At 64.9% G+C, this 13,009-nt stretch carries 14 protein-coding genes and 1 tRNA gene; 4 read left to right on the top strand and 11 right to left on the bottom strand.

Going from position 1 to position 13,009, the window contains the following annotated elements:
• Nucleotides 1-9: 9 nt before the first annotated feature.
• Nucleotides 10-783, bottom strand: coding sequence for a serine O-acetyltransferase (gene cysE, locus FM069_RS03980; RefSeq protein WP_143486984.1), 774 nt, complete (start codon nt 781-783; stop codon nt 10-12).
• Nucleotides 783-1,556 carry a tRNA (cytosine(32)/uridine(32)-2'-O)-methyltransferase TrmJ gene (trmJ, locus tag FM069_RS03975; RefSeq protein WP_143486983.1) on the bottom strand — a complete coding sequence of 258 codons (774 nt, stop codon included), beginning with the start codon at nt 1,554-1,556 and terminating at the stop codon, nt 783-785. The genes cysE and trmJ overlap by 1 nt, the downstream gene beginning before the upstream one ends.
• Nucleotides 1,557-1,702: 146 nt before the next feature.
• Here trmJ and suhB point away from each other — a divergent pair, with 146 nt between their 5' ends.
• Nucleotides 1,703-2,518, top strand: coding sequence for a type III secretion system regulator SuhB (gene suhB / locus FM069_RS03970; protein ID WP_143486982.1), 816 nt, complete (start codon nt 1,703-1,705; stop codon nt 2,516-2,518).
• A 42-nt stretch (nt 2,519-2,560) separates the two neighbouring features.
• Here the strand turns inward: suhB and FM069_RS03965 are convergent, their stop codons facing one another.
• From FM069_RS03965 to queA, 6 genes are all read right to left on the bottom strand, one after another.
• The gene (locus tag FM069_RS03965; RefSeq protein WP_143486981.1) at nt 2,561-3,112 is read right to left on the bottom strand and encodes a glycine zipper 2TM domain-containing protein; all 552 of its coding nucleotides are present in this window, start codon (nt 3,110-3,112) and stop codon (nt 2,561-2,563) included.
• Nucleotides 3,113-3,236: 124 nt separating this feature from the next.
• On the bottom strand, nt 3,237-4,151 hold the full coding sequence (gene secF / locus FM069_RS03960) for a protein translocase subunit SecF (RefSeq protein WP_143486980.1): 915 nt from the start codon (nt 4,149-4,151) through the stop codon (nt 3,237-3,239).
• 10 nt (nt 4,152-4,161) lie between these two features.
• The gene (gene secD, locus FM069_RS03955) at nt 4,162-6,024 is read right to left on the bottom strand and encodes a protein translocase subunit SecD (protein ID WP_143486979.1); all 1,863 of its coding nucleotides are present in this window, start codon (nt 6,022-6,024) and stop codon (nt 4,162-4,164) included.
• A 62-nt stretch (nt 6,025-6,086) separates the two neighbouring features.
• Nucleotides 6,087-6,425, bottom strand: coding sequence for a preprotein translocase subunit YajC (gene yajC / locus FM069_RS03950; RefSeq protein WP_143486978.1), 339 nt, complete (start codon nt 6,423-6,425; stop codon nt 6,087-6,089).
• A 42-nt stretch (nt 6,426-6,467) separates the two neighbouring features.
• Nucleotides 6,468-7,583 carry a tRNA guanosine(34) transglycosylase Tgt gene (tgt, locus tag FM069_RS03945; RefSeq protein WP_178106661.1) on the bottom strand — a complete coding sequence of 372 codons (1,116 nt, stop codon included), beginning with the start codon at nt 7,581-7,583 and terminating at the stop codon, nt 6,468-6,470.
• Nucleotides 7,584-7,597: 14 nt separating this feature from the next.
• The gene (gene queA / locus FM069_RS03940; protein ID WP_143486976.1) at nt 7,598-8,647 is read right to left on the bottom strand and encodes a tRNA preQ1(34) S-adenosylmethionine ribosyltransferase-isomerase QueA; all 1,050 of its coding nucleotides are present in this window, start codon (nt 8,645-8,647) and stop codon (nt 7,598-7,600) included.
• A 111-nt stretch (nt 8,648-8,758) separates the two neighbouring features.
• On the opposite strand from queA, the gene FM069_RS03935 reads away from it, so the two are divergent.
• Nucleotides 8,759-8,843 (top strand) — tRNA-Leu (locus tag FM069_RS03935).
• A 167-nt stretch (nt 8,844-9,010) separates the two neighbouring features.
• Here FM069_RS03935 and FM069_RS03930 read toward each other — a convergent pair.
• A complete protein-coding gene (locus tag FM069_RS03930) occupies nt 9,011-9,256 on the bottom strand; it encodes a hypothetical protein (protein WP_143486975.1) in 246 nt (81 codons plus the stop codon).
• A gap of 530 nt (nt 9,257-9,786) precedes the next feature.
• On the opposite strand from FM069_RS03930, the gene FM069_RS03925 reads away from it, so the two are divergent.
• Nucleotides 9,787-9,999: a cold-shock protein gene (locus tag FM069_RS03925; RefSeq protein WP_143486974.1), complete on the top strand. Its 213-nt coding sequence runs from the start codon at nt 9,787-9,789 to the stop codon at nt 9,997-9,999.
• Between the two features lie 94 nt (nt 10,000-10,093).
• Entirely contained in the window at nt 10,094-10,591 is a 498-nt protein-coding gene (locus tag FM069_RS03920; protein WP_143486973.1) for an RDD family protein, read from the top strand.
• A gap of 32 nt (nt 10,592-10,623) precedes the next feature.
• Here the strand turns inward: FM069_RS03920 and lptG are convergent, their stop codons facing one another.
• Nucleotides 10,624-11,685, bottom strand: a complete 1,062-nt coding sequence (gene lptG / locus FM069_RS03915) for an LPS export ABC transporter permease LptG (RefSeq protein ID WP_143486972.1) — start codon at nt 11,683-11,685, stop codon at nt 10,624-10,626.
• A complete protein-coding gene (gene lptF / locus FM069_RS03910; protein WP_143486971.1) occupies nt 11,678-12,793 on the bottom strand; it encodes an LPS export ABC transporter permease LptF in 1,116 nt (371 codons plus the stop codon). The genes lptG and lptF overlap by 8 nt, the downstream gene beginning before the upstream one ends.
• Between the last annotated feature and the right edge of the window lie 216 nt (nt 12,794-13,009).

Genomic DNA, 13,009 nt, shown 5'->3' with positions numbered 1-13,009 from the left:
CGCCTGGCATCAGACCGGCGGCGGACTTTCTTCCTTGACGCCGGCGAAGTCCTCTTCCCGCAACTCGGGCAATGCGTTGGCGCAGTAGTCGCTGCCCAGGGCCGTCAGGGCCTTGCACATGCCATCCAGGCGCTCGTCCATCGCCTGCACGTGATCCAGCAATTGACCGATGGCCCGCGCCACCGGGTCCGGCATGTCCTGGCTGACGCCATAGGCGTCGAAGCCGAACCGCTCGGCGATCTTCTGCCGGCGCAGTTCGTCCTCGCCGCTGGGCTTGACGATCACCCGCCCCGGAATACCCACCGCCGTGGCGCCGGCTGGCACGGCCTTGGTGACCACCGCATTGGAGCCGATCTTCGCCCCGGCTCCCACCACGAACGGGCCGAGCACCTTGGCGCCCGCCCCCACCACCACGCCGTCTTCCAGGGTCGGGTGACGCTTGCCCTTGTTCCAGGTAGTGCCGCCCAGGGTCACGCCCTGGTAAAGAGTCACGTCGTCACCGATCTCGGCCGTCTCGCCGATCACCACGCCCAGCCCGTGGTCGATAAAGAAGCGCCGGCCGATCTTCGCCCCGGGATGAATCTCGATGCCGGTCAGCCACCGCCCGAAGTTGGACACCAGGCGCGCCAGCCAGGGGCAGCCATTGCGCCAGAAGACGTTGGCCAGCCGGTGCAGCCAGATGGCATGCAGTCCCGGGTAGCAGGTCAGTACCTCGAAGGCGCTGCGCGCCGCCGGGTCCCGATGGAACACGCTCTGAATGTCTTCTCGGATGCGCGCGAACATCAGCGATCCCTCCGTTTATGCGGCTCGCCGCGAGCGGCTTTCTGGGTTTCGGTGAGGATGCCGCGGAGAATGTTCATCTCCAGCTTGCTGATGGCGCTGCGCCCATACAGGCGGCGCAGGCGGGCCATGAGGTGGCGCGGCCGCTCCGGATCGAGGAAGCCCACTTCCACCAGGGTCTGTTCCAGGTGGGCATAGAACGACTCCAGTTCGTCCAGAGTGACCGGTTGGCCGTTCTCCTCGGCAGCGGCCTCCTGCTTCTCCATCTTGGTCGGCCGGCCCTGGGCCGCGAGCCAGGCCATGCGCACCTCGTAGGTCAGCACCTGGACCGCGGTGGCCAGGTTGAGGGACGCGAAGGCCGGGTCGGACGGGATGTGCACGTGGTAGTGGCAGCGTTGCAGCTCGTCGTTGGTGAGCCCGGCGTACTCGCGCCCGAAGACCAGGGCGACTTCGCCCCCCGCCTCGGCCTGCTCCAGGCACACCGCTGCGGATTCCCGAGGGTCCAGCAGCGGCCAGGGAATCTGCCGGTCCCGGGCGCTGGTGCCCAGGGCCACGGTGCAGCCCGCCAGGGCCTCTTCCAGGGTCGCCACCACCTGGGCGGCGGCAAGCACGTCGCTGGCCCCCGACGCTCGGGCCACCGCTTCCTCGCTGGGGAAGACTTCGGGATCCACCAGCACCAGCCGCGACAACCCCATGTTCTTCATGGCCCGCGCCGCGCCACCGATGTTGCCGGGATGGCTGGTATTCACCAGGACCACGCGTATGTTCTGCAGCAAGGCGAACGCTCTCACTAGCCAAGAGGGAGCGGAATCTTACCGAAGCCCCGGGACGAGTGCCACGCGGCAGGTACCGCCGAACTGGATGCGCAGGGCTTTTCTGGTAGAATGCCCGGCTCTCTTTAACACGCCCAGGTACCCGCCCCATGCAGCCTATGCTGAATATCGCCCTGCGCGCCGCCCGCAGCGCCGGTGAACTGATTTTCCGCTCGATCGAACGCCTGGATGTCATCTCGGTAAACGAAAAGGACGCCAAGGACTATGTGTCCGAGGTGGACCGCAGCGCCGAACAGACCATCATCCAGGCGCTGCGCAAGGCCTACCCGAACCACGGCATCCTCGGCGAGGAGACCGGCTTGAGCGAGGGCAGCGGCGAAGGCGCCGACTACCTGTGGATCATCGACCCGCTGGATGGCACCACCAACTTCGTGCGTGGCGTACCCCACTACGCGGTGAGCATCGCGTGCAAATACCGCGGCCGCCTGGAGCACGCCGTGGTGCTCGATCCGATCCGCCAGGAAGAATTCACTGCCAGCCGCGGCCGCGGCGCCGCGCTGAATGGCCGCCGCCTGCGGGTCAGTGCGCGCAAGAGCCTGGACGGCGCCCTGCTGGGCACCGGCTTCCCGTTCCGCGACAGCCAACTGGACAACCTCGATAACTACCTGGGCATGTTCCGCAGCCTGGTGGGCCAGACTGCCGGCATCCGCCGCGCCGGTGCCGCCAGCCTGGACCTGGCCTACGTGGCGGCCGGGCGCTTCGATGCATTCTGGGAATTCGGCCTGTCGGAGTGGGACATGGCCGCGGGCGCGCTGCTGATCCAGGAAGCCGGCGGCCTGGTGAGTGACTTTACCGGTGGCCATGACTTCCTCGAGAAGGGTCACATCGTGGCGGGCAATACCAAGTGCTTCAAGGGCGTGCTGACGGCGATCCAGCCGCACCTGCCGGCTTCGCTGAAGCGCTGATCGACACCCATGAAAAAAGCGCCCCGCGGGGCGCTTTTTTGATTACTGGGCGACGGTATCCTGCTTCACCAGGATCAGCTGGCCCTGCTTGTTCAAGGGGATCCGGCTACCCGGGTCGTGATCCATGCGGACCTGATCCACCTTGCCATTGAGCTGGTACTTCACGTCGTACCCCACCAGCTTCTCGCTGGCGTCCTGCACGGTCTTGCAGCGGGTTTCGGTGGTGGTGTAGGTGTCGCGGGACTGCATGCTGCCCTGGACCTGGTTGCCGGCGTAACCGCCGCCGACCGCACCGGCGACCGTGGCGATCTTCTTGCCGCTACCGCCGCCCACTTGGTTGCCAAGCAGGCCGCCGGCGATGGCTCCGATGGCGGTGCCCACTACCCGGTGCTGGTCCTGCACCGGCCGTTGCCGGGTGACGGCGACGTCCTTGCATTCCTGCCGGGGCGTCTTGATGGTTTCATTGACCGGCTGCACCGCGAGTACTTCAGCGTAATCCGGGCCGCCTCCCACCAGACTGTAGGTGGCCACGGCCCCTCCAGCGGTTACACCGACGGCGCCCAGCACGGCGCCGACCAGCAACGACTTGTTCACGCTAACCTCCTGACTTCCACGTACCGGGCGAAACCGCCCTTGTTCCATGCCTTGGAAAGCGGATGTCAGGTCAAGTTCCAGCGTGGCACCCTTCGGCCATTCAGGCCGAGAGACGCGTCACAGCTCAGGGACGCTCGTCCACCGCTTCGGTGGTCGTCGTGGGGATCAGGTCTTCGCTGGTGAGGTTCAGCCAGATCAGCACTACGTTGGCGATGTAGATGGACGAGTAGGTCCCCGCCAGCACCCCGACGAACAGCGCGATGGAGAAGCCGAACAGGTTGTCGCCAGCGAAGAACAGCAGCGCGACGATGGCCAGCAGCGTGGAGATCGAGGTGGCCAGGGTACGCAGCAGGGTCTGCGTGGTGGACACGTTGATGTTCTCGATCAGGCTGGCCTTGCGCAGCACCCGGAAGTTCTCCCGGACGCGGTCGAAGACCACGATGGTGTCGTTCAGCGAGTAGCCGATGATCGCCAGGACCGCGGCGAGCACGGTCAGGTCGAACGGTATCTGGAAGAACGACAGGATACCCATGGTGACCACCACGTCGTGGACCAGCGAAACGATGGCTCCGACCGCAAACTTCCACTGGAAGCGGAAGGCCACGTACACCAGGATGCCGCCCAAGGCCAGCAGCATGCCCAGGCCACCCTGGTCACGCAGTTCCTCGCCCACCTGCGGGCCGACGTACTCGACGCGCTTGACCTGCACCGGGTTGTCGCCGCCCTTCTCACGCAGCGCCGCCGCCACCTTGTTGCCCAGCTGCGGGTCGTCGCCCTGCAGGCGGACCATCACGTCGGTGGCTTCGCCGAAGCTCTGCACCACCGCCTCGCCGTAGCCGGCGGCGGCCAGGTCCTCGCGGACCTTGTCCAGTTGGGCCGGACGATCGTAGGCCAGCTCGATCTGGGTGCCCCCGGTGAAGTCCAGGCCGAAATTGATGCCTTTGTAGAACCAGCTGAACAGGGCCAGCAGGGTCAGCAGCATGGTCAGGGCGAACGCGACATTGCGCACGCCCATGAAGTTGATGGTATTCAGTTTCATGGGGCGCCCCTCAGATCCACAGCTTCTTGAAGTCACGGCCGCCGAAAATCAGGTTGACCATACTGCGGGTCACGATGATCGCGGTGAACATGGAGGTGAAGATACCCAGCGACATGGTGACGGCAAAGCCTTTCACCGGGCCGGTCCCCATGGCGAACAGGATGCCGCCCACCAGCAGGCTAGTGAGGTTGGCGTCGAGGATCGCGGTGAAGGCGCGGTCGAAGCCCTCGTGGATGGCGCGCTGCACCGACAGACCGTTGGCGATCTCCTCGCGGATCCGCGAGAAGATCAGCACGTTGGCGTCCACCGCCATGCCCATGGTCAGCACGATACCGGCGATGCCCGGCAGGGTCAGGGTCGCGTGCAGCACCGACATCAGCGCCAGCAGCAGGACCATGTTGAAGGCCAGGGCCACGGTCGCCAGCACCCCGAAGAAACGGTAGATGGCGATGATGAACAGCGACACGAAGAGCATGCCCCACAGGGAGGCATTAACGCCCTTGGCGATGTTGTCCGCGCCGAGGCTCGGGCCGATGGTGCGTTCTTCGGCGAAGTACATCGGGGCCGCCAGGGCGCCGGCGCGCAGCAGCAGCGCCAGCTCGGAGGACTCGCCCTGGCCGTTCAGGCCGGTGATGCGGAACTGGCTGCCCAGGGGCGATTGGATGGTCGCCAGGCTGATGACCTTCTTCTCTTCCTGGAAAGTGGTGACCGGCTGGTCCTTCTCGACGCCGTCCACGACCTGCTTCTCGTAGCGGGTCACCGGCTTCTGCTCGATGAAGATCACCGCCATGCTACGACCGACGTTGTTGCGGGTGGCGCGGCTCATCAGTTCGCCGCCATGGCCGTCCAAGTGGATGTTCACCTGCGGGCGACCGTTCTCGTCATAGCTGGCCTTGGCATCGGTAACCTGGTCGCCGGTGAGGATCAGGCCGCGCTCCAGCTGCACGGGCGGGCGGCCCGGCTCACGGAACTCGAAGGTCTCGCTGGTGGCCTTGCTGGCACCGGCCTCGGCGGCCAGGCGGAACTCGAGGTTGGCCGTCTTGCCCAGCACGCGCTTGGCTTCAGCGGTGTCCTGCACGCCCGGCAGTTCCACCACGATGCGGTTGGCGCCCTGGCGCTGAACCAGGGGCTCGGCCACGCCCAGCTCGTTCACCCGGTTGCGGACGGTGGTGAGGTTCTGCTTGATGGAGTACTCGCGGATTTCCGCCAGCTTCGCCTGAGTCAGAGCGAGGCGCAGGATGCGCTGGCCGTTGCGTTCGCTGGTGGTGATCTCGAAATCGTTGAAGCTCTTGCGTACCAGGGCCTGGGCTTTCTCCAGGCTTTCCTCGTCGGCGAAGCCGAGCTGGATCGCGGCATCCTGGGGCGGCAGGCTGCGGTAGCGCACGCGCTCCTTGCGCAGGGTGCTCTTCACGTCGCCTTCGTAAACCTTCATCCGGGCGCTGACGGCCTTTTCCATGTCCACGGCCAGCAGGAAGTGCACGCCACCGGACAGGTCGAGGCCCAGCTTCATCGGCGAGGCACCGAGGCTGCGCAGCCAACCGGGCGTGGTGGGCGCCAGGTTCAGGGCGACCACGTAGTCGTCGCCGAGGGCGCGACCGATGGCATCCTTGGCCGGCAGCTGGTCACCCAGCGAGGTCAGCCGCAGCAGCCCGCCCTGGGCGCTCAGGCTCGAGGCCTTCACGGTGATGCCGGCCTGGGACAACGCCTGGCTGGCGCGGTCCAGGGTGCCCTGGTCGACCTTCAGCGCCGTGCTGGCGCCACTGATCTGGATGGCCGGGTCGTCCGGGTAGAGGTTGGGCGCGGAATAGATGAAGCCGACGGCGAGAACCACCAGGATCAGCAGGTACTTCCACAGAGGATATTTGTTGAGCATGACACCGCCCGTTATGACGCGGGGCGCCTAGTGGCGCCCCGTCATGGGTGAAGAACGATTCGTTAGATGGCTTTCAGCGTGCCTTTGGGCAGCGTCGCGGCGATCGCCGCTTTCTGAATCTTCAGCTCGACGGTGGAGGAGACTTCGATGACCACGAAGTCGTCGGTCACCTTCACCACCTTGCCGGCGATGCCGCCGGAGGTGACGACTTCGTCACCCTTCTGCAACCCGCCGAGCAGGTTCTTGTGCTCCTTGGAGCGCTTGGCCTGCGGGCGCCAGATCATCAGGTAGAAGATGACCAGGAAGCCGACCAGGAAGACCCACTCGAAGCCGGTACCGGCGGGACCGGCCGCCGCTGGTGCGGCTGCATCAGCGAAGGCGGCGGGAATCAGAAAGCTCATGGATCACTCCTGTTGATAAGTTCTCGAAATCACGTGTTTTTTTCAGTCCAGCGGCGGTGTTGACAGACCGCGCCGGGCATAGAAGGCATCGACAAAGGCGGCCAATTTACCCTGTTGAATTGCCTCGCGCAAACCAGCCATCAGGCGCTGGTAATGACGCAAGTTGTGAATGGTATTGAGCATGCTGCCCAGCATTTCGCCGCATTTGTCCAAGTGGTGCAGGTAGGAGCGGGAAAAGTGTTGGCAGGTGTAGCAGTCGCAGTTCGGGTCGAGGGGCGAGTCGTCGTGCCGGTGGGTGGCATTGCGCAACTTCAACACCCCGCTGTCGATGAACAGGTGACCGTTGCGGGCATTGCGGGTGGGCATCACGCAATCGAACATGTCCACACCGCGACGCACGCCCTCCACCAGGTCCTCGGGCTTGCCGACGCCCATCAGGTAGCGCGGCTTGTCCGCAGGCATGCGGGGCGGCAGGAAGTCCAGGACGCGGATCATCTCGTCCTTCGGCTCGCCCACCGACAGACCGCCGATGGCCAGGCCGTCGAAGCCGATCTCGCTGAGGGCATCCAGGGACCGCATGCGCAGGTCCTCGTGCATGCCTCCCTGGACGATGCCGAACAGCGCCGCGCTGCTGTCGCCGTGGGCATTTTTCGAGCGCTGGGCCCAGCGCAACGACAGCTCCATGGAACGGCGGGCCACGTCGTGGTCGGCGGGGTATGGCGTGCATTCGTCGAAGATCATCACGATGTCGGAGCCCAGGTCGCGCTGGACCTGCATGGATTCCTCCGGCCCCATGAATACCTTGGCGCCGTCCACCGGCGAGGCGAAGGTGACGCCCTCCTCCTTGATCTTGCGCATGGCCCCCAGGCTGAACACCTGGAAACCGCCGGAGTCGGTGAGGATCGGCCCCTGCCACTGCATGAAGTCATGCAGGTCGCCGTGGCGCTTGATTACCTCGGTACCCGGACGCAGCCACAGGTGAAAGGTGTTGCCCAGGATGATCTGCGCGCCGATGGCCTCGATGTCCCGGGGCAGCATGCCCTTCACCGTGCCGTAGGTGCCCACCGGCATGAAGGCCGGCGTTTCCACCACGCCACGCGGGAAGGTCAGCCGACCCCGACGGGCCTTGCCGTCGGTGGCCAGCAATTCGAAGGACATGCGACAGGTGCGCGTCATGGGGAAACCTCGGGGCCGCGCGCGGCGGGGTTGCGGGTGACGAACATGGCGTCACCGTAGCTGAAGAAGCGATAGCGCTGCTCCACCGCGACGGCATAGGCCTGCAGGGTCTGCGCATAGCCAGCGAAGGCGGACACCAGCATCAGCAGGGTGGATTCGGGAAGGTGGAAGTTGGTGACCAGGGCATCCACCACGTGGAACGGCTTGCCCGGGTAGAGAAAGATGTCGGTGTCGCCGCTGAACGGGCGAAGGGTCCCGTCCCGGGCCGCGCTCTCCAGGGAGCGCACGCTGGTAGTGCCCACGGCGATCACCCGGCCGTCCCGCGCGCGACAGGCCGCCACGGCGTCCACCACGTCGGCGCCGACCTCCAGCCATTCACGGTGCATGTGGTGGTCCTCGATCCGCTCCACGCGCACCGGCTGGAAGGTCCCCGCCCCCACATGGAGCGTGACGAACGCCATCTCCACGCCCTTGGCGCGGATCGCCTCCAGCAGCGACTCATCGAAATGCAGGCCCGCGGTGGGCGCAGCGACCGCCCCGGCATGCCGGGCATAGACCGTCTGGTAGCGCTCGCGGTCGTCCGCCTCGTCCGCCCTGTCTATATAAGGAGGCAACGGCATGTGGCCGATGCGCTCCAGCAGCGGCAGCACCGGTTCGGCGAAACGCAGTTCGAACAACCCATCGTGGCGGGCGAGCATCTCCGCTTCACCGCCGCCATCCAGCAGCAAGGTCGTGCCCGGCTTCGGTGACTTGCTGGAGCGCACATGGGCCAGTACCCGATGGGTGTCCAGCACCCGCTCCACCAAGATTTCCAGCTTTCCGCCAGAAGCCTTCTGGCCAAACAACCGGGCCGGGATCACCCGGGTGTTGTTGAACACCATCAGGTCACCAGGCCGGAGGTATTCCAACAGGTCGGAAAATTGCCGGTGCGCCAGTTCGCCGCTCGGCCCGTCCAGCACCAGCAGACGACTGGCACTGCGCTGCGCCAGAGGGTGGCGGGCAATCAGGTCGTCGGGCAGGTCGAAATGGAAGTCGGCAACACGCATGGCGGGCAGGTCGTTTCGCAGGGTCGCGAATCTTACCGGAAACCACTGCCCCTGGCCACGCAGGGCGGATTGACCTGCCTCGGGCGCCTCCCTATACTTCGCCGCCATCGTGCCCCGGTGGCGGAATCGGTAGACGCGGCGGATTCAAAATCCGTTTTCGAAAGGAGTGGGAGTTCGAGTCTCCCCCGGGGCACCACGATACGAACACTCGATGCTCCATGCATCGAGCAATAAAAAACCGGCTGAAAGGCCGGTTTTTTTATTGGCTGGATCCTGGCCACGGGCTGGCAATGTCTCGACACATCGATTCATGCCTACGACGCAGCATTCGACCCTGAATCGCCTATTGACGAATCGGCCCGGTCAGACGGCGTGCTCTTCCCAGATCAGCCCGCCTTCCGGCGAGATTTCTACCACCTTGGTCAACGCCGCCTCGGCCGCTTCGTCCGCCTCGCTGGCCAGCGCGTAGGACTGGTCGTTGGCCACCCGGTGGAATTGCGGCTTTTCATCCGCATCACGCCGCTTCACGCCGATCACGGCCCTGAAACCGACTCCGTCGGGATAGGCCGAAGAAATCGCCTCGAATTCTTTGAAATGCTTACGGGCCATGGGGCTCTCCATTGTCAGTTACCTGACCAATGGACCACGCGCTTTCAGGGAAAGATTCCATCGTATTGTGGACGCTCGTCGGGCCTTGCCTCTGGAAGTGTCCGGCAAATGACCGAATACCGGGCCGGCGCCCCCTGATTTTTCGCCTTCGAATCGAGCGGTTGCTCCTGTTCGGGTCAGCCCGGAAACGGCTCTAGCACGCACCTTTGCGCAAAGCAGGCGCGGGTTCGGCACACACCCTGTCGAACAAACCTCGTCGACCCCATACAAACGCAACACATTCGGGTGTATTTTCTTCCCCGCACCCCCTGTCAAGCGTCGCTTTTCGGGGGTTGGCATTTGCCAGAGAGTTAGCGTAGAGTGTGCCCACTGTGTTTGCATGGGTCGCTGTTGAATCGTGACCTGGTGCAGTAGATCCTACAGATCCGCTACATCCCGCTCGACTTCTCTTACTCTCTGCAACCAGTTCCAGCCCTCTATGCGTTGCGTCACAGAGGCTGTCATCAACTCTAGTTTCAAGGAAATAAGACATGTCGAATCGTCAAAACGGCACCGTTAAATGGTTTAACGACGAGAAGGGTTTTGGTTTCATTACCCCTGAGAGCGGTCCGGATCTGTTCGTGCACTTCCGCGCTATCGAAGGTAACGGCTTCAAGAGCCTGAAAGAAGGCCAGCGCGTTAGCTTCGTTGCAGTGCAAGGTCAAAAAGGCATGCAGGCTGACCAGGTTCAAATCCTGGGCTAATAGCCTCTGCCACGAAAGCCCCTGATGGCGACATCAGGGGCTTTTTTTTGCCCGCGTTTTCGTAGAATGCGCCTTTCCCGGCTGCGAGCCCGCCATGTCGAAGTACCGGTTGCACCCCCAGGGCGAATTTCCCCCCGCCCTTCTCCCCCGTCGCCTGGCGGCGATGTTCTACGACGGCCTGTTGTGCGTCGCCCTGATGATGGTGGTCACCCTGTTCTACCAGCAGTTCCTGCTGCGCCTGATCTATGGCAGCGACCAGCTCAAGGCGCTGGCGGACGCCGGCGCGCTGGACCACGACCCGCTGCTCGCCAGCCTGCTGCTGTTCAGCGTGTTTGGCTTCTTCACTCTGTTCTGGACCAAGAACGGCCAGACCCTGGGCATGCAGGTGTGGGGCATCCGTCTCCAGAACGCCGACGGCACGGCCATCGATCTCTGGCAGGCGCTGCTGCGCTTCCTGGTGGCCATGGCGTCCTGGGCCTGCCTGGGGCTGGGATTACTCTGGATGCTATGGGATCGCCATCGACGCACCTGGCACGATCGCTATTCGGACAGCGTCGTGGTGCAGTTGCCGAAGAACATCCACAAGAAATGAAAAAAGCCGTCCTTCGGGACGGCTTTTTCATCTCAGCCGGCGCGTCGTAGCAGCCAGACGCCGGCCAGCGCGCAGACCGTCGCAGGGATCAGCACCGCCAGCAGGGGCGAGAAGCCGAACACCAGGCTGGAGGGGCCCAGCAGGTCCTGGCTGATGCGCACCACGAAGCCGATCACCACGCCGGTGAAGACCCGCTGCCCCAGGGTCACCGAGCGCAGCGGCCCGAAGATGAAGGAAATCGCCATCAGCACCAGGGCCCCGGTGACCAGCGGCTGCAGCAGCTTCGCCCAGAACGCCAGCCAATAGCGGCCGTTGTGCAGGCCCTGGTCGGCGAGGTAGTGGATATAGCGCCACAGTCCAGTGATGGATAGGGCCTCGGGCTCCATTACCACGGTGCTGAGCAGCTGCGGCTGCAGCTCGATGTCCCAGCGCTCGCTGGGCGCGTTGACCACTTCGGTACGGCGCTCGCGGAAGAAGGTCGTGGTGACGTCGTCCAGTTGCCAGTGATCGGCCTGGTAAGTGGCCTTGCGGGCGAAACTGGCGGACAGCATGTGGCGCTGATCGTCGAAGGTGTAGCGGGTGACGCCGAACAACAGCCCGCTGGGCTGCACGGCATTGATGTGCACGTACTCGTGGCCCTGGCGGTGCCAGAGGCCATGCTTGGAGCTCTGGGCGTCGCCGCTACCTTGGGCCAGGGCGCGGTCGGCCTGGGCGATGTTCTCGCTCCAAGGCGCCAGGTACTCGCCCACCATCACGCCGGCCAGCATCAATACCAGCAGGGGCTTCATCACCGCCCAGACGATCCGCCCGACAGACACGCCGGCAGCGCGCATGACGGTGAGTTCGCTGCTGCTGGCCAGGCTGCCGAGGCCGATCAGGGCGCCGATGAGAGCCGCCATCGGCAACATGTCGTAGGCGCGGCGCGGCGCAGTGAGCACTACGTACCAAATCACCTGTTTCAGGCCATAGGATTCGGAGATGTCGCCCAGTTCGTCGATGAAGGCGAACAGCAGCGCAAGGCCGAGGATCACCCCCAGCACGGCGAGGATGCTGAAGAAGACGTTGGTGCCGATGTATCGGTCGAGCTTAGCCATGGGCCACCTCCCGCGCGCGGCGAGCCGCCCATTTCAGCCGCAAGGGCTCCCAGTAGAGCAACAGCAGGCCGATCAGCAGGAACAGCACGTGCACCCACCACAGGCCGAGGGCCATGGGCAGCTTGCCCTTGTCCAGCTGGCCGCGGGCGGCGATCAACAGGGCGAGATAGCCCATGTACAGCAGCACCGCCGGCAGCAGCTTGAGGAAACGACCCTGGCGCGGATTGACCCGGGCCAGGGGAACCGCCAGCAGGGTGACGATGAAGACCAGCAGCGGAATCGACATGCGCCACTGCAGCTCGGCCTGGTAGCGCGGGTTATCGCTGCCGATGAGTTCGTGGGTCGGCACCGCCTCGCGCTCGCCGATCTCCGAGCTGACCTCGGGCTTGGGCAGCAGCAGGCCGTAGGTGTCGTACTGCACGGCGCGGTAGTCGGCGCTGCCGGGGTTGCCGTCGTAACGGAAGCCGTTCTCCAGGATCAGGTAGCGGCTGCCGTCCGGCTGGATCACCTGCCGGCCGCGCTCGGCCAGCAAGACGCCGATGCCGCGGTCCTTGCCATCACCGGACACCCGCTTCTCGGAGATGAACACCCCGCCCAACTGACTGCGGTCTTCGGAAAGGGTCTCGGTGTAGGTCACCCGCACGCCGTTCTTCATGGTCTGGAAGCGACCCGGCACCAGGGTATCGAATTCAGTCAGGGCATCCTGCTGGTTGAGGATGCGCGCCACGCTGGTGACCCCCTGGGGCGCCAGGCCGAACGCCAGCCAGGCCACCAGCAGCGCGATCAGGGTCGCCGGCGCCAGGGTGTAGGCCATCAGCCGCTGCTGGCTCATGCCGGTGGCGGTGAGGACGGTGATCTCGCTGTCCAGGTAGAGCCGGCCATAGGCCAGGAGGATACCGAGGAACAGCCCGAGGGGCAGGATCAGCTGCAGGAAGCCGGGAATCCGGTAGCCCATGATCAGCAGCAGCACACCCGGATCGAGGGCGCCCTGGGCGGCCTGGGCCAGGTACTTGATGAAGCGGCCGCTCATGATGATCACCAGCAGCACGGCCGTGACCGCGCTGAGGGTCAGCAGAACCTCGCGGCAGAGGTAACGGAAGACGATCAAACCAGAAACACTCCAGGGGTTGTCAGGCTCGCTGGCCGGTCGTGTCCGACCGCATCCGCGCCCGCCCGGCAATGGGCGGCGCCTGGAAAAATAGGCCGCATTATCCAGCGATTCGAAGTGTGTGTCACGGAATTGGCTGTGCCGTGGAGCTCGTAGACCGCGCGGAAGGGCCGGCGTTCGCGGTGCGCCGGACGCTGGGCATCCGCCGCTACCGGC

The organism is Pseudomonas mangiferae, assembly GCF_007109405.1.
GTDB classification, from domain to species: domain Bacteria; phylum Pseudomonadota; class Gammaproteobacteria; order Pseudomonadales; family Pseudomonadaceae; genus Pseudomonas_T; species Pseudomonas_T mangiferae.
The sequence above is the reverse complement of the archived record's forward strand: the minus strand, read 5'-3'. Positions and strand labels throughout refer to the sequence as shown.